The organism is Paenibacillus sp. BR2-3 (assembly GCF_046529485.1).
Classification (GTDB): Bacteria; Bacillota; Bacilli; order Paenibacillales; family Paenibacillaceae; genus Paenibacillus_AQ.
Map to the genome: position 1 here is coordinate 1,100,772 of NZ_CP126311.1, position 21,421 is coordinate 1,122,192.

The following is a 21,421-nucleotide window of genomic DNA, read 5'->3' on the forward strand; positions in this document are numbered from 1 at the left end:
GATTTGGGAGGATATAAATCGTAGACAACTATGTGATGTCTAGTCTATACGAACCGCCGTTTCTAGTTTATAATGGGATGCAGCATACTTGATATACTAACGGCATATATTCTTTGTATAAAATTCCTTGTATATTGCTACACTGAAAGACAAGGGCAGAAGGTTTGTGGGGGTGGAAGAGAAGGTGGCCAATTTGCAAAACACCAAAAGAATCATGATCAGCTTGCCCGATCATCTCTTACAGGAAGTGGATGGGATCGTTCAAATGGAGAATTCCAACCGGAGTGAATTGATCAGGCAGGCCATGAAGCTGTACTTGAGCGAACGGAGGAAACGTTTCATCCGGGAGTCCATGCAGCGCGGATACATGGAAATGGCTAAGATCAACTTAACCATGGCATGCGAGGCATTCCTCGCTGAGGAAGATGCAGACAGCACTCTTGGCCGCTTAGTAAGCGGGGTGTAGACATTGATCGTTAAACGCGGCGACGTTTTTTTTGCCGACCTTTCCCCGGTAGTGGGGTCAGAACAGGGCGGAGTAAGACCCGTTCTGGTTATCCAGAACGATATTGGCAATCGTTTCAGTCCGACGGTGATTGTGGCCGCTATAACGGCGCAGATCCAGAAGGCCAAACTACCCACGCATGTGGAAATTGATGCGGATGCGCACGGCTTTGACAGGGATTCCGTCATTTTGCTGGAGCAGGTCCGGACGATTGACAAGCAGCGCTTGACTGACAAGATCACCCACCTCGACGATGATACCATGAAAAAGGTGGATGATTCGCTGCAAATCAGTCTTGGCTTGATTGACTTTTAATTCAGGTAAAGACATAGATCCGTTAATAATGAGCGCTATAAGGTGCACCGGCGAATGAGCCTGGTGCGCCTTTTTAATTTTGGCACAGCGTTAATTTGTGATACTATTTCAGATATGGGCAAAAACGTAAGGTAGATTGGGGTAAGGAAAGAGGGATATTATTGGCTACAGAAACAACTAACACAGCAGTAGTAACCGATGAGGCAGCAGCAAAACGGGAGCAGGAGACCATTACTCTTGCCATCGCCAAGGAACTGGGAATTAGCGTAAAGCAGGTGCGCACAACCGTTGGATTGCTGGACGAAGGCAATACTATTCCATTCATCGCGAGATACCGCAAGGAAATGACAGGGGAATTGGACGAAAATGCGCTGCGGGATATTGAAGAACGACTGGCTTACCTGCGCAATTTGGGCGAGCGCAAGAAGGACGTTATCCGCAATATTGAAGAGCAGGGGAAGCTGACCAAAGAGCTGCATGAGCAAATTTCCAGTGCGGTTAAGCTTCAGGAGGTTGAGGATTTGTACCGTCCGTTTCGCCAGAAACGGAAGACACGAGCGAGTGTTGCCAAGGAGAAGGGACTCGAACCGCTGGCGGACTGGATAATGGAGCAGCAAAGACAGGGGAATCCCGACCAGGAAGCGGCTAAATATGTGGATCTGGAAAAAGGTGTGGAAAACGCGGAGCAAGCACTGCAGGGCGCAATGGACATCATTGCCGAGAATATTGCCGATGACCCCGCTATCCGCTCATGGGTACGTGAGTATACAGCCAGCCAAGGGGTGCTTGTGTCTGAGGCCAAGGATGCAGAGCAGGAATCCGTGTATGAGAATTACTATAGTTACCGTGAACCTGTACATAAAATGCCTCCGCACCGTATACTCGCCATTAACCGCGGAGAGCGGGAGAACATCCTGAAGGTTGGACTAGAGGTTGTGGCGGATAAAATCCATGCCTTTATCCAACGAAAGGTGATTAAAGGGCCAACTCCGGTAAAGGACTTGCTGGAAGCTGTAATTGAGGATTCCTATAAACGATTGATTGCGCCCTCTGTTGAGCGTGAGGTGCGCGGGGAGATGACAGGCAAAGGAGAGAATCAGGCGATATCGATTTTTTCCGGTAATTTGCGCAGCCTGCTGCTGCAGCCGCCGGTCAAAGGCCGCTGCGTGCTGGGCGTCGATCCCGCATACCGCACAGGCTGCAAGCTGGCGGTTGTGGATGATACCGGCAAGCTGCTGGAGGTTGCGGTGACTTACCCGACACCGCCGAACAACAAGAAGCGCGAGGCTGCCGCGAAGTTCAAGGAGCTGATTGCGAAATACGGCATCCAGCTTATCGTAATCGGCAACGGCACCGGCTCACGGGAGACCGAGCAGTTCACGGCTGAGGTTATTGCCGAAATCGGCAATCCGGAGCTGGCCTACCTGATCGTCAATGAAGCGGGAGCCAGCGTCTATTCCGCCTCCAAGCTGGCTCAGGAGGAGTTCCCGGATCTGGATGTAGCGGAGCGCAGTGCCGCTTCCATCGCCCGCCGTGTGCAGGACCCGCTTGCTGAGCTGGTAAAGATTGATCCGAAAGCGATCGGTGTCGGGCAGTATCAGCATGATGTTTCCCAGAAGCATCTGGAAGAAAGTCTTAAGGCTGTCGTAGAATCAGCTGTTAACCATGTGGGTGTCGATGTAAATACGGCATCTCCATCCCTGCTGTCCTACGTAGCCGGGGTTAATTCTACAATCGCCAAGAATATTGTTAAATTCCGGGAAGAGAACGGTAAATTCACGACCCGGAAACAGTTGCAAAAGGTCCCGCGTCTCGGCGCAAAGTCCTATGAGCAGTGCATAGGCTTCTTGCGGATTCCCGGCGGGGACAATACACTGGATCGGACTCCGATTCACCCGGAATCTTACCCGGTAGTAGACCGCTTGTTCCGAGAGCTTGGGCTTGATGTTGCCCGGCTGGGAAGCAAGGAAGTCGCTTCAGAGCTGGAGGCGCAAAACGCCGAAGAGCTGGCTGTGAAGCTGGATGTCGGCGTGCCGACATTGCGCGACATTCTGGAGAGCCTGCAGCGTCCCGGCCGTGATCCGCGCGAGGAGCTGCCCCTGCCGATCTTCCGCACCGATGTGCTGAAGATCGAGGATCTGGTTCCCGGCATGGAGATGCAGGGAACCGTCCGCAACGTGATCGATTTCGGCGCATTTGTCGATATCGGAATCAAGAACGACGGGCTGGTACATATCTCCCAGCTCAGCGGCAGCTTTGTGAAGCATCCGATGGACGTTGTCTCCGTAGGCGATAATGTCACCGTATGGGTCATGGGCGTCGATCTCAAGAAAGGCCGGGTCAGCCTGACCATGCGCCCGCCGCGCGGATAAGGCGGCTTGTTATAGATAGGAGAAAGCCATCTACTTAGGAATAAAAGTAGATGGCTTTTTGTTTGGCACGCTCTGGGGCTCTCATATCTGCAACTTTTTGGGAATAATGTACGTTAAAAAGGGGGGAAGTCAAATCCACAAGACCGTTTTGGCGGACCCAGGAGGCGCTACCCGACTTGAAATACCCCCGATTTCGTATTTGGCGGACAGAGAAGCCCTTATTTAGCTGAAAGCGGGCTAAAGAAGGCGTTGAATCCACAATTAGCGTCACCTCAGTCCGTTCTGTTCTCTTTTAGTAATCAGCACGATAATAGTTATCATGAACGAAACCGACATCGCAATTTGTTTATCTCGTAGGTTGAAATGGAAATCCTAAGAGTGAATGGCTCAAAGATTCCAATTCAGAGCTAACAAACAAAAAGGAGTCGGTTTACTAATGAGTATCGCCAAAAAGTATATTGGATTAGACGTATCCAAAGCCAAAATTGCTGTAGCCATCGCGGACGAGGGCCGAAGCGAACCCCGCTTCTGGGGGATTATCGAACATACCAGGGAACGTGTTCTAAGGCTTTTGCAGCAGTTGCAAGGTTCCGGAGAATCCAGAGCGGAACTGGAAGTCTGCTACGAAGCCGGGCCCACCGGGTACATGCTTCACCGCTGGCTGCTGGAATCCGGCATTTCCTGTACGGTTGTCGCTCCCTCCCTCATCCCTCAGCGGGCCGGCGACCGAATCAAGACCGACAAGCGGGATGCGCTGCGTTTGGCTCAGCTGTTTCGTGCCGGCGAGCTGACCGGTGTTTACATCCCATCCCCTGAGGAGGAAGCTCTCCGGGATCTCGTTCGAGCCCGGGAGGACGCAAAAGAAGATATGAACCGCCACAAGCAGCGCATGGGCAAGTTTCTGCTACGCTTGCAGCTCGCTCCCCCAAGCAAGGTCAAGGCATGGACCTTCGCCTACGAAGAGTGGCTGGACACCCTCCGCTTCGAGAGTCCCTGCCACCGTATGGTGTTTCAGGAATACCGGGAGAGCATTCGAGAAACGGCAGAACGACTCCGGCGTTACGAAAAAGAGATCGAGCTTCTCTCCCACACCCATGCGCAGGCGCCGCTTATTGAAGCGCTTCAGGCGCTGCGAGGGGTGGCTACACTCACCGCCACGACGCTGGTGTCGGAGATGGTCAGCGTGACGCGGTTTGCCAGCGCCCCCTCATTCATGAGTTACTGTGGTCTGGTGCCCAGCGAGCACTCCAGCGGCGTGAGCCGCAGTCAGGGGAAGCTGACCAAGGCCGGTAATGCGCATTTGCGACGGGTGCTGGTCGAAGCTGCCCACCATTACCGGCACTCGCCGGGAGTGCGCCGCAAACTGCGCGAGCGGATCACCGGACTGCCGCCGGAGGTGCAGCGGATGGCCTGGGAGGCACAGAACCGGTTGCACCGCAAATATATGAACATGCTGGGAAAAGGGAAGCACAAATCGAAGATCGTAGCCGCCATTGCCCGGGAGCTTGCCGGATTTGTATGGGCGATTGCCCGAGCTTTGGAGATGGACGACCGAAACCCCGTCCCGGAGTCCAAGCTTGCCGGGTAACCCTCTCCGTCCGTCTACTGCAATGTGACGCTGTATACCACTGAAAAATCACTCCCTAAAGGAAAGGAGATGAATGCCAGGAAGCCGGAGCATGACTTACCTTGGAGGCAAAATCGAGCAAGGTGAAGAGAAACGCCGCGGAAGCCCTTTGTGCCCGTTTGCTTGCGAACGATGGACGAAAATAGTTAGCGGCAGGCTCTTCAGATGGATTAATACCATGTGTAAACCCACGAATATCAGGATGCCGACCAGCGAATGATTTTTGCCTCCAAGCTAAGGACATGCTCCCTCCCTAATGTGTAAGGAAAGAAGTCACACTCAGAGTCAACCCCTTTGGAAAAAGGGGGCTCTCTTTAAAAGACGTCTATTGATAGGTTTGTTTAAGTGCGCCAAAAACGGAGTTGCTACAGCGGCGCTTGACAGTTTCGTTCATATCAAGGGCTATACAGTCCGCCCAACGGCTCAAATCCGCGTATACCCGCATGCAACATTTTGTAGAAGCTCTGATTCTGGTGTTGATCCAAAAAAGGAGAACATTAGTGAAAGGGGGGAACATATGTACAGAGTCAGGAATATGGGATGGATCGTTTTGGGGGCCGTAATGCTGCTGCTTGCTGCGTGCACTGGAGCGCCTGATGCGGCTCCGGTACCGCAGGAGCAGGTACAGGAACAACCCCAAGAGGAGCAGCCGCAGGAAACGAAAGTGCCGATGGAGGGACTTCCGCCGACGGCGCTGGAAGCGGCGGCATCGGTTATCACGGCTCTTAAGGATGGCGATATGAGCACGCTTGCGGCATGGGTTCATCCGAAGAAAGGGGTTCGGTTCTCACCTTACGCTTACGTTGATACCCAGACTGATCTCGTGTTTACTAAGGATGAGCTGAAGGTTTTGATGGAGGATTCCAAGAAACGCGTGTGGCGGACGTTCGCTGGATCAGGCGAGCTGATCGAGATGACATACGCGGAGTACCATCAGCAGTTCGTCTACGATGCGGATTTTATCAAGGATGCCAAGATTGCGGAGAACAAGAGCCTCGGGCAAGGCACGACAGTCAACAATTTGAATGAAGTCTATCCACAGGACAGCCACGACTTCGTCGAATATCATATCGAAGGTATTGATCCTGCTGTAGAAGGGATGGACTGGCGCAGCCTGCGTCTCGTCTTTGAGAAAATCGGGGACGATCATGCACTGGTAGGTATCATACACGATCAATGGACACCATGAAAGAAGACGGCCGCCGCCCCTTCCGGTCTTCAAAAAACCTCCAAGCTCGACCCTGCTGACCGAAACGGTTATGCCGGGCGTAGCTTGAAGGTTTTTTAGTTTACTGTATAGGTTATTATTACTCAAGTTTATGCCGTTACTTTGCAGGGACAGCAGGTACGTATTGGGCTACTGGCTTGTAATCGTCGGACAGGTAAGTTACTACTGTAGCCTTGGAGATCACTTGAGGATATATTTTATCCGGATCGGGCAGGGTTACGCTGTAATAAATAACGGCTGTCTTGTCTTTGCGGAACTCAATCCTCTCCACCAGCAAGCCGTAACCCGGGTGTGGCAAATTGTTTACGGTCAGGGACACTTTGTTTACGCCATCCGCTGCCTTTACCACAGATACCTCTGCTTTGTCATAAACGGGAGCCGGGGTTTGATTGGCAGGTACAATTACCTTTTGGGCAAACTCTGCTGCATCATAGACCCAAACTGCCGCTTCAACACGGGTGATGACATCATTGGGCCGGAACTTGCTGCCGGCTTCCAAGGAAATGATATGCGTATTGAGTAGGATTTGCAGGCTGTTGGCAATTTCGGCAGGCAGCTTGTCGCCATCCGCAATACTAAAATACATCTCGGTTACAGGGAAATCTCTTTTGCTAATCAGGGCTTGAGTCAGCAAATGTGCGAACTGAGCGCGGGTAATCATGCCGTTCGGGTTGACGCTGCGGTCCAGAGATAGGCCATTTTGCTTTGCGGTCAGAAAGGCTGGAGCGAACCAGGCTTTATCACTTACTTTGTCAAAATAGTCGCTGGCTTTTGAAAAACTGCTTCCATTCGAAGGCTGCGATTTCAACTCCAAACCGCTGACGATGAATTGTACAGCCTGACCGAACGTCAATTTAAATTTAGGAGCAAACTTGCCGTGGGTTACACCGTTGATAAGGCCTTTAGTCTGCAGAGCATTTATTTTGGCTTCAGCGGGGCTGCCCTTCAAATCCGAAAATGCAAACGCCGATGCCCCGAAAGACACGGATGCCGCCAGAATAGCGCACGCTATAGTCATTTTTTTAGCGTGGTTTATCATAGAAAGTCTCTTCATTGTGCATCACCTCCTATACTCTAGATGTCGGATTGTTGACAAATGTTGCAGGGTAAATAAAGAATATTAGGATTATGAACATTGCTGAATGAAGCGGATCGAAGGTCGCCTCCCCTTGGCAACGTCAATGGATTATTTCGCCGGATGTAATCAGCTGTTTGTTTCAGGCATGAAAACAACAGGTTAATGACTGTATATAAATGTTTTTCAGTTCAATGTATATAACTCAAATTTGAGAGGAGAGATTGATGATGGATCCAAACTACAAAGACAAAAGTATTGAAGTGGAGCGCACGGAGGTGCACAAGAAATCGGATTCCAGCGCTGTCGCATCCACCTTTATTAAATACGCTGCTTATTTGATTATATTTTTTGGACTGTTGTTCTTCCTGGTTAAATACGTATTCCCGATGTTCTAAATTTTTGAAAAGAGACTTGAATAAAAAATCCACCCTCTCTCTAGTAGCGGGGGTGGATTTTTGGCATGTGTACATAAATTGGCATATGGGGAAGAGGAAGAAGGGGGCGGCAACATCACGTGCGTGAACTGGTTTCAGTTCACGTTTCTTTGCGTGCTCAAATTTGTAAAATAATGTCCTTAATTGGAGGGGGATTATTACATTTTTCTACAGGGTATCTGTTATTCTTATAGAATAAGTAAGTGTTCCTGATTTGCAAAAAAATTGCATCTATGGTTGTTTTATTAACCTCTTTTCAAAGGAGGAAAGTATGGAAGAGTACATTGCCCATATTCGAGAAAGTGACAAGAAGATTCAGACCGTCGCTGAGCATTTACTGGGGGTAAAGGCATTAGCTGAAAGATTCGGCGATAAATTGCAGGTTAAACATGTTGCAGGGTTGGCCGGTATGCTTCATGATCTGGGAAAATACACGGAAGAATTCCGGAATTACATACTTGAGGCTGTAGAGAACCCTGATGCTCCACCAAAAAGAGGAAGCGTAGATCATTCGACGGCAGGGGGGAAATTATTGTTCGAGCAGCTTCATAGTCTCCCCAAAGATAACGCCAAAAAGGCCGAACACATACATAAAATGATATTGGCAGAGGTTGTTGGTAACGCTATCATTTCTCACCATTCTTACCTTCACGATTTTTTAAACCCGGATTCGGACTCGGATTATTTACGCCGTGTTCGCGACAAACGGTTTGAGGAGTTTGAATGGACAAAGAGGAATTTCTTCATGCATGTCATGCCTGAGACTGAATACCGGCAATATGTGGACCAAGCTACTAAGGAATTGGCTGCATATCTCCAGAAGGATTCTTCAACATCCCCGGAGCTCAAATTAATGTTTCTGACGAAATATATTTTCAGTGCTCTGATCGACGCCGACCGGACGAATACGCGCTGTTTTGAAGAAGACAGAATGGAGGAGGCTTTTAGCCAGAAAGGTTTATTTAGCGAATATTACGAAAGGCTAATGGCCCATATCCACTCCTTCCAAAAGCACAAGAACGCCAATACCCCAATTAATCTATTGAGAAAAAAGATGTCCGAACAATGCGACGAATTTGCAGCCCATCCATCGGGAATATACACTCTTTCGATACCCACCGGTGGCGGGAAGACACTGGCAAGTTTGAGATATGCGTTAAAACATGCTGATCTATGTGGGAAAGATCGGATTATTTATGTAGTTCCTTACACAACCATCATTGAGCAAAGTGCAAATGAAGTACGCAATATTCTGAGAGATGAAGCCAATATTTTGGAACATCACTCCAACGTAGTAGAGGAAGATGGTGAGAGTGACGAGCATGAATACGGCTTAATTAATATGCGGCAGAAATTAAATCTGGCCAAGGATAATTGGGACTCACCTATCATTTTTACAACAATGGTGCAGTTTTTGAATGTGTTCTATGCCGACGGAAGCCGTAACATTCGCAGATTGCATAATTTAAGCAAGTCGGTCATCATCTTCGATGAGGTGCAGAAGGTTCCGGTGAGATGCATTTCTTTATTCAATCAGGCTCTGAACTTTCTAAAGACATATGCTCAGTCTAGCATTGTACTCTGTACAGCTACACAACCCGAACTGAACTTTGTGAGGCATAAGCTGGAGATCGAGCCTGAAGCTGAGATGATACGGGATTTGGACGAAGTTATTGGAGCATTCAAACGAGTCGAAATCGTAGATAGGGCAACGGGGGATTCATTTGAAAACGACCGGCTCACAGATTTCATTCTGGAAAGGATGCAAGAGGTTCCAAGCGTGCTGGTCATTTTAAATACGAAGACAGTGGTCAAAGATTTATATCGCAAGTTAAAGGAGAGAGCGGCGGATAACCCGGTATATCACTTGAGCACATCTATGTGCGCGGCGCACCGCAAGCAAATTTTGGAGGAAGTGAAGCAGCTTCTTGAGGATAAGAAGCCTGTTATCTGCATAAGTACACAGTTAATTGAAGCGGGGGTGGATGTCAGTTTCAAGTGCGTGATTCGCTCACTTGCCGGGCTGGATTCCATAGCTCAAGCAGCGGGCAGATGCAACCGGCACGGGGAAGACCCGCTGCGGCAAGTCTATATAATTGACCATGGGGAAGAAAACTTGAAATATCTAAAGGAAATCAAAAAGGGCAAAGAGATTTCAAAAAAGATCCTGGTCGATTTAAGCCGTGATTCTTCTTATCATGGAGGGCATATTCTATCTGTAGAAGCGATGGAGAAATACTTTAAAGAGTTTTATACGGAATTTGCTGCGGATCTCAATTACTCTGTGCGTAAGCTGCGCATCGAAATGATGGCATTGCTGTCCTCATCCAAAAAAGATAACCCGTATTATCAAGGTTACCGAGGGAAGCATGAGGCAGCTTTGCCTTTGTTCCTAGCCAACAGTTATAAGACAGCTGCTGAACACTTTGAAGTCATTGATAATCTAACGACCTCGGTTATTGTGCCTTTTGGAGACGGGGCAGAGGAAGGTAAGGATATCATCGCAGAATTGAACGGGCAACGGAGCATTCCCGATCTGACCCGCTTGTTGCGCAAGGCACAGCAGTACTCTATCAATATTTTCAGTTATGAAAAAGAGCTATTAAGCAAGAGTGGAGGATTGGTTTCTTACCTGGATGGGCAGGTTCTAGCCCTGAAAGAGGGGACTTATCATAAGGAGTATGGGCTTAATTTGGAGAATGACAGTCCGCTCGATATGTATATGTTCTAAAAGCAATAAGAAACTTATTATATCTTTTTAATCACTAAATTCAATATTCCGTATGTTTGCAAACTTTAGCGAGAGGAGGGAAAAAGTGAGGAATTCAATTCAATTCAAAGTATATGGCAAATACGCACTATTCACGGATCCATTAACTAAGCTGGGCGGAGAGAAATTGACGTATAGCGTTCCTTCGTATGAGGCATTAAAGGGGATTGCTGAATCAATATATTGGAAACCCACTTTGCTGCTGGTAGTGGATAGAGTGCGCATCATGAACCCTATCCGTATGGAATCCAAGGGGATTCGCCCCATGGATTACGGGGGAGGGAATACCCTTGCCAACTACACATATCTGAAGGACGTTTGTTATGAGGTAGAAATTCATTTTGAATTCAACATGAACCGGCCCGATTTGGCACATGACCGCAACGAACATAAGCACCACAATGTAATGAAGAGAGCGTTGCAAGCCGGGGGAAGAAGAGATATTTTCCTCGGGGCCAGAGAATGTCAGGCCTATGTAGAGCCTTGTGTATTCGGACAAGAACCAGGGTTCTATGATCACTACGGCGATATTCATCTTGGGAATATGGTGCATGGCATCAATTATCCCGATGAAACGGGGCGTGACCAGATGGAAGTCCGGCTATGGAACCCAGTCATGAAGGATGGAATTATAACGTTTATTCGGCCGGAAGAGTGTACCCAGGTTCGAAAGATTGCCGATATGCAATCCAAGCATTTTGACAATACTAATCTTGAATCGGCGGACGAGCTGCTCTTACAAATAGAAGCGGAGGAGAACTCATGAGCTGGCTGTTAAATTTGTACGAAACTTATGAAGCTAATCTGGACCGCGTGGGTGAAATTGAGAAGAGATACAATGACCGCGAATATACCCTGCTGCCTGTCTCGCACACCACACAAAATGCGCACATTGTCGTTGACATCACGGAAGACGGAGAGTTTCACTCAGCAGCGGTGGTTGATAAAACGGACGCAAGCACGCTGATTCCCTGCACCGAAGACTCAGCCAGTCGGGCAGGCTCGAAGGTTGCACCTTATCCGCTACATGACAAATTAAGTTATGTAGCCGGAGATTTTGTGGCCTACGGGGGGAAGGTAAAAAAAGAAGTGCCGTTCGAAGTTTTTATCAAACAATTGGAGCAGTGGGCAAACTCACCTTATGCAACTGCAAAAGTGAAGAGTATTTATAGCTACCTCAGCAAACGGCAATTGATACAGGATTTGGTCAAGGAACGTATTGTGTTTCTTGATGCGGCTGGCCAACTCATCGACAAATGGGACAAGAAGTATGAAGCTTTGCATGGAGACAAACCTCCTATCTTCTCCGTGGTCGCCGGTGAGCAAGAAAGTGCTTTTATTCGTTTTAATATCTACTCCCCCCATAAAGTGTTAGACAAAGTGTGGAAAGACCCGGAGATGTACAACTCCTTTGTCCAGCATTACGCTCATTTGTTAGGCGAAGAAGATTACTGTTATGTCACCGGCAGGATGCTTCCCAGCACGGATAAACATGCCAACAAAATCAGAAACGCGGCAGATAAGGCGAAGCTGATTTCAGCGAATGATACCAGCGGGTTTACTTTCAGGGGACGTTTTATACAAAGTGGCGATGCTGCCAGCATCAGTTATGAAGTCTCCCAAAAAGCACATAATGCCTTGAAATGGTTGATTAACCGGCAAGGTAAGGTGATCGACCAGCGAGTATTTCTGTTCTGGGGCAATACGGATCTGAAGCTTCCTGATCCTATGGAAGATTTTTATTCGCTGGATTTGGAACCTGCTGCCACAGAGCAGAAGAGTTATACACATCAGGATTTTGCCGCTCAAGTAGCTAAAGCGATAGAGGGTTACAGGAACACATTGTCTAGTGAGTATAAGTCGGCTGTCAATATTCTTGTCCTTGATTCAGCAACAACCGGGCGCATGGCTGTGCTCTACTACCGGAATATGGATAAGAAGATGTATTTGGACAAGCTGGTTGATTGGCATTCCACTTGTGTATGGCTGCACCGTTACCGCAAAGATGAGCAAGAGGAGCGGGTTGAATTTTATGGAGCGCCTGCTACCAAAGATATAGCTTTTGCAGCATATGGTCCCAAAGCCAATGATAAAATTGTCAAAGGGTTAATGGAGCGGATGCTCCCTTGCATCATGGATGGTAAGCCGATTCCGCAGGACATTGTGAGGAGTGCTATCCATAGGGCCTCCAATCCTGTATCCATGGAAAAATGGGAATGGGAGAAAACACTCAGCATTACCTGCGCTTTGATTAATAAGAAGGAGGGATACAATGTGGCACTAGATACGGAAATAAATGACCGCAGCTACCTGTTCGGAAGATTACTGGCAATTGCCGACGTATTGGAAAGAAGGGCGCTGGAAGATGAGAAGCGCTCTACGAATGCCATTCGTTATATGAACTCTTTTTCCAGGCATCCAGAGAGAACCTGGGGTACAATCCAAGCTTGTTTGCAGCCGCACCAGGCCAGACTTGGGACAAGATCAACCTATTATTCCAGTTTGATTGATGAGGTTGCTTCCCGGATTCCGATAGACCAATTTAACAATAAACCCCTGACCGGAAAGTATTTATTGGGATTCTATAGCCAACGGCATGAGCTCTATCAGAAGAAGGATAAGACTACCGATACTTCCCAAACTTCCAACTAAAAGGAGAGATAGATCATGACTACATTAGATCATAAAATTGATTTTGCCGTTGTTTTATCCGTTACCAAAGCAAATCCCAACGGTGATCCATTGAATGGCAACCGTCCTCGTCAGAACTATGATGGGTATGGTGAAATTTCAGATGTGGCCTTGAAGCGGAAAATCAGAAATCGTCTGCAAGACATGGGAGAGTCTATTTTTGTGCAGTCTAACGACCGGAAATCGGATTCCTATAACAGTTTAAGAGAGCGGGCAGATGCAAATGCCGAGCTGGATAAAATTCTGAAATCCAAAGTAAGCGCAAATGATGATTTTGCCCGAATTGCTTGCCAGGAATGGCTTGATGTACGCAGTTTCGGTCAGGTGTTTGCGTTCAAAGCAGATAAAGGAGCCGGAGTATCGGTAGGAGTCAGGGGACCTGTATCCATCCATACGGCAACAAGTGTGAGTCCCATCGATATTACAAGCATGCAAATTACCAAAAGCGTCAATTCCGAATCTGGTAAAGATAGAGGTTCAGATACCATGGGGATGAAGCATCGTGTGGATTTTGGCGTGTATGTCTTTTATGGCAGCATCAATACACAGTTGGCCGAGAAGACAGGTTTTACCAACGAAGACGCAGAGAGAATTAAGCAGAGCTTAGTCACACTGTTTGAGAATGATACGTCCGCGGCAAGACCTGATGGTAGCATGGAAGTACAGAAAGTTTATTGGTGGGAGCATAGCTCAAAGTTAGGCCAATATTCATCTGCGAAGGTGCATCGTTCCTTAGAGGTTGAGCCCAATGTGGAAGAACCCAAACATATGGGGGATTACGATTTGAATTTAAGTGAACTGGATGGTTTGAAGGTTGAAGTCATAGATGGACTATAAGGAAACCGAAAATGAATTAATGCTCTCCGGGATTCAGCATTTCCACTTCTGTAAACGCCAGTGGGCATTAATTCATATTGAACAGCAATGGGAGGAGAATGTCAGAACCGTAGAGGGTCAGCATTTGCACAGGAATGCGGATCAACCGTTCACACGAGAAAAGCGTGGTGATAAGCTAATTGTCCGGGCGATGCCCATAAAATCTAATGAACTGAATATTACTGGTGTTTGTGATGTGGTAGAGTTTGTACGAGATGATGGAGGCGTTGAGATTAGCGGCGCCGAGGGCAAGTATATCGCATATCCGGTCGAATACAAAAGAGGCAAGCCCAAAATGGACGATGTGGATGTCCTCCAACTGGCAGCACAAGCTATGTGCCTCGAAGAAATGCTGCTTTGTGAAGTGGAGACAGGATTTATTTTTTATAACGAGATTAAGCACCGGATTGAAGTTCCGCTGACGATTGACCTTAAAGCCAAGGTCAAGGCGATTGTGGCAGAAATGCAGAGTTACTATGACCGCAGGCATACGCCAAAAGTGAAGACGGGACCATTTTGTACAAGCTGTTCACTTCAGCACATTTGCTTACCCAAACTGATGAATAAGCAGACTGTAAGAAGTTATGTGGAAGGGAGAATCAGAGAATGAGGAAACTTCTAAATACTTTATATATCACGCAGCCTGCGGTGTACTTGTCACTGGACGGAGATAATATTGTCTTGTTAAAAGAAGAGGAGAAGCTCGGCAGATTCCCGCTTCATAACCTGGAGTCTATAGTGGCTTTTGGCTATACCGGGGCAAGTCCTGCATTAATGGGCTATTGTGCAGACAACAGTATCTCCTTGTTGTTTTTAACGATGAATGGAAGATTCCTAGCCAGAGTAACGGGTCAAAGCAGAGGGAATGTGGTGCTTCGCAAGAAACAATATCGTATGTCTGAAGATGAATGGTTGTCAGCGAAGATTGCACGTAACTTTATTATCGGGAAAATTTATAATCAAAAGTGGATACTGGAGAGAATGACAAGAGATTATCCTTTACGGGTGAACGTGGAACAATTTAAAGAAACTTCTCAGTACCTGTCTGCTATTATTTTTGATGTACGAGCATGTGAGCGATTAGACCGACTCAGGGGGCTGGAAGGTCAAGCTGCAATTACCTACAACAGTTTATTTGACCAGATGATTTTGCAGCAAAAAGAAGACTTTTACTTTCATCTCCGTTCCCGGAGGCCGCCGCTTGATAATGTTAATGCTATGTTATCTTTTGCCTATACCTTACTGGCTCATGATAGTGCATCCGCACTAGAGACTGTTGGGCTGGATGCCTATGTTGGATTTCTTCATCGCGATCGGCCTGGACGAGTTTCTTTGGCGCTGGACCTCATGGAAGAATTGCGCGGTATTTTTGCAGACAAGTTTGTGCTGTCTTTAATCAACAAGAAGATTATGAATAAAGATGACTTCCTGAAGAAAGAAAACGGTGCGGTGATTATGACCGACGAAGCGAGGAGAAAATTCCTGGCCGCCTGGCAGAATCGAAAGCAAGAGCAGATAACCCATCCGTACCTGGGTGAAAAAATCCCGTGGGGGCTGGTGCCTCATGCTCAAGCTTTACTATTGGCCCGCCATTTGCGCAATGATTTGGATGAATACCCTCCGTTTTTGTGGAAGTAGGTGTATATGATGCTGGTGTTAATAACGTATGATGTGAGTACTATGAGCAGTGCAGGGCAGACCCGGCTCAGAAAGGTCTCCAAAACATGTCAAAATTATGGGCAGCGGGTACAAAATTCTGTTTTTGAATGTATCGTAGACGCTACGCAATTTGCCGAATTGAAAATAAAACTGCTGGATATTATTGATCAGAATGAGGATAGCCTGAGGTTTTATCAGCTTGGGAACAATTACAAAACAAAAGTGGAACATGTGGGTATGAAAGAATCCGTTGACTTAGAGGGACCTTTAATATTGTAGTGCGAATGTATAGCTCACATGAATTCCCTGGGAGATTCGCACCTGTTTTGTTACATTATTTGTATATTTTTGAGTGGGTATCGCGCAGTTAAGTTGTTAATTCAGAGAAAAAAAGCGGATTTTTAATCTTAAATAAGGTTTTACACCTTTTTATGGTTGAAAATCGCTGTCGCTCCCCGTGCGGGAGCGTGGATTGAAATGTTTTCATAGCTCCCGCACCGTCTGTCAAATCTCGTCGCTCCCCGTGCGGGAGCGTGGATTGAAATTGTTAACAAATACCTCACTAATCTCTCCTGGATCGTCGCTCCCCGTGCGGGAGCGTGGATTGAAATTTCGACATCGCTCGGATCATACCAAGCGCCACAAGTCGCTCCCCGTGCGGGAGCGTGGATTGAAATTGCATCATAGGTTACGGACGCACCTAACGCTTCCGCGTCGCTCCCCGTGCGGGAGCGTGGATTGAAATTCCAACAGACATAATAGACCTCCAAATAATAAAAGTCGCTCCCCGTGCGGGAGCGTGGATTGAAATACCGATATCGAACCCCCTTACTTAAATGAAATAGTCGCTCCCCGTGCGGGAGCGTGGATTGAAATTTGATTAACAGTGTATGCAAGGCGGTTACAGATGGTCGCTCCCCGTGCGGGAGCGTGGATTGAAATTCATCCAATACCAAGGCACGAAGCTGAAAGGATTGTCGCTCCCCGTGCGGGAGCGTGGATTGAAATAATTCCGTCTGTACGGTCACGCATAGCCCCACGGGTCGCTCCCCGTGCGGGAGCGTGGATTGAAATTGCTGCATCAGCGCCGTCACCGTTTAAAAGAGCGTCGCTCCCCGTGCGGGAGCGTGGATTGAAATTTTGATGGTGACGCAGGGAACGACATTACACCTGTCGCTCCCCGTGCGGGAGCGTGGATTGAAATAAAAGTGCTACTTCATCCACAGAAAAAACGATGTAAGTCGCTCCCCGTGCGGGAGCGTGGATTGAAATCTCCAGGGGTGCAGCCGATGTACCCCAACCCTATGTCGCTCCCCGTGCGGGAGCGTGGATTGAAATATGCGAATAGTTACGTTACAACCTCAACAGGCACAGTCGCTCCCCGTGCGGGAGCGTGGATTGAAATCTATTCCAGGAAGTGTTAAGTATAAATCATTCATTGTCGCTCCCCGTGCGGGAGCGTGGATTGAAATATTGTGATTCATCCCCATCCTGTTTATTTATCTCGTCGCTCCCCGTGCGGGAGCGTGGATTGAAATCAGAAGGTGAGTTTATAACGTGATGAAACGCTGTCGTCGCTCCCCGTGCGGGAGCGTGGATTGAAATTGGACTAGCGCTCATGGTGGAACAAGAGAATGAAAGTCGCTCCCCGTGCGGGAGCGTGGATTGAAATATCACACCAGCGTCAGTGATTTCTTTGATCTCTGTCGCTCCCCGTGCGGGAGCGTGGATTGAAATAGATAGCGTTGACCATTTGCAATTGTCGGGAGTGTGTCGCTCCCCGTGCGGGAGCGTGGATTGAAATTTTCATATTAATGCTCCTCTCTTAGCGGCGGCCGTCGCTCCCCGTGCGGGAGCGTGGATTGAAATTCTCCCTAAAGCGCTATATAACGAAATATTTGTTGTCGCTCCCCGTGCGGGAGCGTGGATTGAAATAGTCAGTCGCTGTTTGATCTCTTCTATCCGTTCGGGTCGCTCCCCGTGCGGGAGCGTGGATTGAAATATTTTACCAAGATGATCTTGGAATCATATTCAAGTCGCTCCCCGTGCGGGAGCGTGGATTGAAATCGCAATACATGACCGCAGGAGCCGCAGGGTTTGACGTCGCTCCCCGTGCGGGAGCGTGGATTGAAATATATGAAGGCGCTGCGAACTCCATCAAAGATTTAGTCGCTCCCCGTGCGGGAGCGTGGATTGAAATCCAGATGCCGGCGCTATGGGGCTTTGCTACACCGTCGCTCCCCGTGCGGGAGCGTGGATTGAAATTGAATATTGGTGCCATTGCCATACTCGGTACATACGTCGCTCCCCGTGCGGGAGCGTGGATTGAAATCGCTTGCTGCTGTGCGATGATAGGTGCTTGTAATGGTCGCTCCCCGTGCGGGAGCGTGGATTGAAATTCCGATCATGGTTCCAGTTCCCTTGCTGAGTAAGGTCGCTCCCCGTGCGGGAGCGTGGATTGAAATCACCATGAGTAAGTTGCTACGTCCAGTCCTTGCGTCGCTCCCCGTGCGGGAGCGTGGATTGAAATCTAAATATCCAGCGTTTGATCCTTGTGTCCATGAGTCGCTCCCCGTGCGGGAGCGTGGATTGAAATCCATCCTGCTTTTGCACCGGTCTTCAGTGCTTTGTCGCTCCCCGTGCGGGAGCGTGGATTGAAATAGATTTAGGTGTGAATATCTCTTCGAGAGTTGCCGGTCGCTCCCCGTGCGGGAGCGTGGATTGAAATCGTTTGGATAATGTGAACACCGAACTGGATTTCGTCGCTCCCCGTGCGGGAGCGTGGATTGAAATGATCCTTGAATGACCGGATATCGCACGATCTAAGGTCGCTCCCCGTGCGGGAGCGTGGATTGAAATTTATCGGGATATCCTGCTTTAAAGTTACCGTTAGCGTCGCTCCCCGTGCGGGAGCGTGGATTGAAATAAATGGAAGTCCCATGTTTCTCGCCCTTCACGTTGTCGCTCCCCGTGCGGGAGCGTGGATTGAAATTTTATACAAAGGATAATAGAAACTTTGGATTTACCGTCGCTCCCCGTGCGGGAGCGTGGATTGAAATACCTGCTGCACCGACACATACAGCGTAGGATTTTTGTCGCTCCCCGTGCGGGAGCGTGGATTGAAATGTTTTCATTTGTGAATTGGACAAGACAGATGATATGTCGCTCCCCGTGCGGGAGCGTGGATTGAAATACGAATACGGGTCAGTGAAGATGAATGTTCCGGCGTCGCTCCCCGTGCGGGAGCGTGGATTGAAATACCGCCCCTGTTACCTCTGTGTAACGGGATGCGCTGTCGCTCCCCGTGCGGGAGCGTGGATTGAAATAAAAATTCCCTATGATAATCGGGGAATTGCGCAGATGTCGCTCCCCGTGCGGGAGCGTGGATTGAAATTCGACTGGCTGCTCTGTGGCCACAACCGGAAAGTCGTCGCTCCCCGTGCGGGAGCGTGGATTGAAATCGGTTACTAATGTTGATGGTGAGGGCCGGGAGTTGTCGCTCCCCGTGCGGGAGCGTGGATTGAAATTGTGAGCGCGAGCCGTTCCCTCGCCGGGTACTTGGTCGCTCCCCGTGCGGGAGCGTGGATTGAAATATTTCCAGACCAAAAGACCGGTGAAATCATTGAAGGTCGCTCCCCGTGCGGGAGCGTGGATTGAAATATATGAAACACCTCACGGATATAATTATCCTCCAGGTCGCTCCCCGTGCGGGAGCGTGGATTGAAATTATTCAACGTTGATACTCTATGGTATACCTACGAGTCGCTCCCCGTGCGGGAGCGTGGATTGAAATAACCTCTTTGCTGAATACCATCCAGACCAAAAACGAGACGTCGCTCCCCGTGCGGGAGCGTGGATTGAAATCTCCAACTCCGCGCCGGTACCAAATCCTGTTACTAGTCGCTCCCCGTGCGGGAGCGTGGATTGAAATAGTAAATACCATTGGAAATAATAATACGTTTATTGTCGCTCCCCGTGCGGGAGCGTGGATTGAAATAAATCATCCGTGATAAGCCTGAGGATCTGGCTAAGTCGCTCCCCGTGCGGGAGCGTGGATTGAAATTTGCTTGAATACGACACAACATATTTGGCCGCGGTCGCTCCCCGTGCGGGAGCGTGGATTGAAATTTTTTATCTATCTTGGGTGATGAATTGCCCCCCTCGTCGCTCCCCGTGCGGGAGCGTGGATTGAAATATTTTGGGGTACACCGAACGCAGCGGATGCGGTGGTCGCTCCCCGTGCGGGAGCGTGGATTGAAATAATTGTTGAGAACACCATATAACCTAATGGTTCGTCGCTCCCCGTGCGGGAGCGTGGATTGAAATAATGATAATTTTGGAACATATACGCCGGACAATCTGGTCGCTCCCCGTGCGGGAGCGTGGATTGAAATACCGTATTTATTAAGACGAATGGGCCAACATCAGGTCGCTCCCCGTGCGGGAGCGTGGATTGAAATAATCAGGCCGTCACCAGTAGGTGCGATATAATCGTCGCTCCCCGTGCGGGAGCGTGGATTGAAATAGTGGGGATTGGGGCAAGGCGTGGCAGGGTATTAAGGTCGCTCCCCGTGCGGGAGCGTGGATTGAAATTATAGTAGTAATGCCAATAAATTGGTTGGAATTGGTCGCTCCCCGTGCGGGAGCGTGGATTGAAATGATAAATGGGAAGACCAGGAACATTACGTAGAGGGTCGCTCCCCGTGCGGGAGCGTGGATTGAAATACTTGATCCAGTGTATTACTAATGCCGTGTAAATCGTCGCTCCCCGTGCGGGAGCGTGGATTGAAATATAACAGGTTGAAGAGCATCATCATATACTTTTGTCGCTCCCCGTGCGGGAGCGTGGATTGAAATATACGGGAGCCGGAGGGCATCGGCGGCATTGGAGTCGCTCCCCGTGCGGGAGCGTGGATTGAAATCTTGAGTGGATATAGCTCTGATGGTATAAACCCCGTCGCTCCCCGTGAGGGAGCGTGGATTGAAATTCCGACGAGTTACGGGGATTTAGGATCGGGAACCCGTCGCTCCCCGTGCGGGAGCGTGGATTGAAATGCATACTTTTATACCGAACTTATATTCTAAACTGTCGCTCCCCGTGTGGGAGCGTGGATTGAAATCGTATACGTTACTGCCACTTGCGCCCTTTTACTGGTCGCTCCCCGTGCGGGAGCGTGGATTGAAATTTAGGAATCTTGAATTTACCTACGTAGCGAAATGCGTCGCTCCCCGTGCGGGAGCGTGGATTGAAATTACATCGGCGTTGGTTGTCGTGCCGCTGGTGCGGGTCGCTCCCCGTGCGGGAGCGTGATTGAAATCGCAGTAAACGGGCCCCTTCCGGATCGCCTTTTGGCGTCGCTCCCCGTGCGGGAGCGTGGATTGAAATACTTGTGTTAACAAATTTCGAAAGACTATTTGAGTCGCTCCCCGTGCGGGAGCGTGGATTGAAATCTACTGTCGAGGACTTCGAAGATCACAAAAAATGGTCGCTCCCCGTGCGGGAGCGTGGATTGAAATCTCGTAATCACCCATGTTGATGTATGCTTGGCCTGTCGCTCCCCGTGCGGGAGCGTGGATTGAAATTATAGATAGAAAATAATATTCCGAAAGTGGAATGGTCGCTCCCCGTGCGGGAGCGTGGATTGAAATTCACATGGTGGATGCAAGGAGATAGCCCTCATGGTCGCTCCCCGTGCGGGAGCGTGGATTGAAATCCGAATATCACCAAATATTATTTAAAATGATATCGTCGCTCCCCGTGCGGGAGCGTGGATTGAAATATCAACAATGGACAAGCATTTACGGATAGTTTGAGTCGCTCCCCGTGCGGGAGCGTGGATTGAAATTATTGGACCCAGTACGCATG

At 48.9% G+C, this 21,421-nt stretch carries 14 protein-coding genes and 1 CRISPR repeat array (1 of these 15 running past the window's edge); of the genes, 13 read left to right on the forward strand and 1 reads right to left on the reverse strand.

The annotated features are described in order from the left end of the window. Nucleotides 1-184 precede the first annotated feature (184 nt). The 5 genes from PaeBR_RS05235 to PaeBR_RS05255 all read left to right on the forward strand — a co-directional run bounded on the left by PaeBR_RS05235 (nucleotide 185) and on the right by PaeBR_RS05255 (nucleotide 6,008). Nucleotides 185-466: a CopG family ribbon-helix-helix protein gene (locus PaeBR_RS05235; RefSeq protein ID WP_410515080.1), complete on the forward strand. Its 282-nt coding sequence runs from the start codon at nucleotides 185-187 to the stop codon at nucleotides 464-466. Nucleotides 467-469: 3 nt separating this feature from the next. Next, the gene (locus tag PaeBR_RS05240) at nucleotides 470-820 is read left to right on the forward strand and encodes a type II toxin-antitoxin system PemK/MazF family toxin (protein ID WP_036649661.1); all 351 of its coding nucleotides are present in this window, start codon (nucleotides 470-472) and stop codon (nucleotides 818-820) included. Nucleotides 821-981: 161 nt separating this feature from the next. Further along, complete coding sequence (locus PaeBR_RS05245) at nucleotides 982-3,192, forward strand: Tex family protein (RefSeq protein ID WP_410513829.1); 2,211 nt, start codon at nucleotides 982-984, stop codon at nucleotides 3,190-3,192. A gap of 436 nt (nucleotides 3,193-3,628) precedes the next feature. Beyond that, nucleotides 3,629-4,780, forward strand: coding sequence for an IS110 family transposase (locus PaeBR_RS05250; protein ID WP_410512566.1), 1,152 nt, complete (start codon nucleotides 3,629-3,631; stop codon nucleotides 4,778-4,780). 556 nt (nucleotides 4,781-5,336) lie between these two features. Then, entirely contained in the window at nucleotides 5,337-6,008 is a 672-nt protein-coding gene (locus PaeBR_RS05255) for a hypothetical protein (RefSeq protein WP_410513830.1), read from the forward strand. A 136-nt stretch (nucleotides 6,009-6,144) separates the two neighbouring features. Here the strand turns inward: PaeBR_RS05255 and PaeBR_RS05260 are convergent, their stop codons facing one another. Beyond that, complete coding sequence (locus tag PaeBR_RS05260) at nucleotides 6,145-7,101, reverse strand: S-layer homology domain-containing protein (RefSeq protein ID WP_410513831.1); 957 nt, start codon at nucleotides 7,099-7,101, stop codon at nucleotides 6,145-6,147. A gap of 251 nt (nucleotides 7,102-7,352) precedes the next feature. On the opposite strand from PaeBR_RS05260, the gene PaeBR_RS05265 reads away from it, so the two are divergent. The 8 genes from PaeBR_RS05265 (at nucleotide 7,353) to cas2 (ending at nucleotide 15,834) form a co-directional block, all read left to right on the forward strand. Next, nucleotides 7,353-7,520, forward strand: a complete 168-nt coding sequence (locus PaeBR_RS05265) for a hypothetical protein (RefSeq protein ID WP_410513832.1) — start codon at nucleotides 7,353-7,355, stop codon at nucleotides 7,518-7,520. 310 nt (nucleotides 7,521-7,830) lie between these two features. Continuing rightward, entirely contained in the window at nucleotides 7,831-10,290 is a 2,460-nt protein-coding gene (cas3, locus tag PaeBR_RS05270) for a CRISPR-associated helicase Cas3' (RefSeq protein WP_410513833.1), read from the forward strand. Nucleotides 10,291-10,375: 85 nt separating this feature from the next. Then, nucleotides 10,376-11,095, forward strand: a complete 720-nt coding sequence (gene cas5c, locus PaeBR_RS05275; protein WP_410513834.1) for a type I-C CRISPR-associated protein Cas5c — start codon at nucleotides 10,376-10,378, stop codon at nucleotides 11,093-11,095. Next, nucleotides 11,092-12,981: a type I-C CRISPR-associated protein Cas8c/Csd1 gene (gene cas8c / locus PaeBR_RS05280; RefSeq protein ID WP_410513835.1), complete on the forward strand. Its 1,890-nt coding sequence runs from the start codon at nucleotides 11,092-11,094 to the stop codon at nucleotides 12,979-12,981. The genes cas5c and cas8c overlap by 4 nt, the downstream gene beginning before the upstream one ends. A 15-nt stretch (nucleotides 12,982-12,996) precedes the next feature. Then, the gene (gene cas7c / locus PaeBR_RS05285) at nucleotides 12,997-13,857 is read left to right on the forward strand and encodes a type I-C CRISPR-associated protein Cas7/Csd2 (protein WP_410513836.1); all 861 of its coding nucleotides are present in this window, start codon (nucleotides 12,997-12,999) and stop codon (nucleotides 13,855-13,857) included. Further along, complete coding sequence (gene cas4 / locus PaeBR_RS05290) at nucleotides 13,847-14,506, forward strand: CRISPR-associated protein Cas4 (protein ID WP_410513837.1); 660 nt, start codon at nucleotides 13,847-13,849, stop codon at nucleotides 14,504-14,506. The genes cas7c and cas4 overlap by 11 nt, the downstream gene beginning before the upstream one ends. After that, nucleotides 14,503-15,534 carry a type I-C CRISPR-associated endonuclease Cas1c gene (gene cas1c / locus PaeBR_RS05295; RefSeq protein ID WP_410513838.1) on the forward strand — a complete coding sequence of 344 codons (1,032 nt, stop codon included), beginning with the start codon at nucleotides 14,503-14,505 and terminating at the stop codon, nucleotides 15,532-15,534. Before cas4 ends, cas1c begins: the two co-directional genes overlap by 4 nt. A 9-nt stretch (nucleotides 15,535-15,543) precedes the next feature. Beyond that, the gene (gene cas2, locus PaeBR_RS05300; protein WP_410515081.1) at nucleotides 15,544-15,834 is read left to right on the forward strand and encodes a CRISPR-associated endonuclease Cas2; all 291 of its coding nucleotides are present in this window, start codon (nucleotides 15,544-15,546) and stop codon (nucleotides 15,832-15,834) included. A gap of 168 nt (nucleotides 15,835-16,002) precedes the next feature. Next, a CRISPR array of direct repeats spans nucleotides 16,003-21,421; the repeat unit is 32 nt; unit sequence GTCGCTCCCCGTGCGGGAGCGTGGATTGAAAT; it runs 1,106 nt beyond the window's last position.

Excerpts from the sequence above, each read along its gene's own strand:
- cas8c (WP_410513835.1), top strand. The coding sequence starts at position 11,092 with ATGAGCTGGCTGTTAAATTTGTACGAAACTTATGAAGCTAATCTGGAC.
- cas3 (WP_410513833.1), top strand. The coding sequence starts at position 7,831 with ATGGAAGAGTACATTGCCCATATTCGAGAAAGTGACAAGAAGATTCAG.
- PaeBR_RS05260 (WP_410513831.1), bottom strand. The coding sequence starts at position 7,101 with ATGAAGAGACTTTCTATGATAAACCACGCTAAAAAAATGACTATAGCG.
- cas4 (WP_410513837.1), top strand. The coding sequence starts at position 13,847 with ATGGACTATAAGGAAACCGAAAATGAATTAATGCTCTCCGGGATTCAG.
- cas7c (WP_410513836.1), top strand. The coding sequence starts at position 12,997 with ATGACTACATTAGATCATAAAATTGATTTTGCCGTTGTTTTATCCGTT.
- cas1c (WP_410513838.1), top strand. The coding sequence starts at position 14,503 with ATGAGGAAACTTCTAAATACTTTATATATCACGCAGCCTGCGGTGTAC.
- cas2 (WP_410515081.1), top strand. The coding sequence starts at position 15,544 with ATGCTGGTGTTAATAACGTATGATGTGAGTACTATGAGCAGTGCAGGG.
- PaeBR_RS05255 (WP_410513830.1), top strand. The coding sequence starts at position 5,337 with ATGTACAGAGTCAGGAATATGGGATGGATCGTTTTGGGGGCCGTAATG.
- PaeBR_RS05250 (WP_410512566.1), top strand. The coding sequence starts at position 3,629 with ATGAGTATCGCCAAAAAGTATATTGGATTAGACGTATCCAAAGCCAAA.
- PaeBR_RS05265 (WP_410513832.1), top strand. The coding sequence starts at position 7,353 with ATGGATCCAAACTACAAAGACAAAAGTATTGAAGTGGAGCGCACGGAG.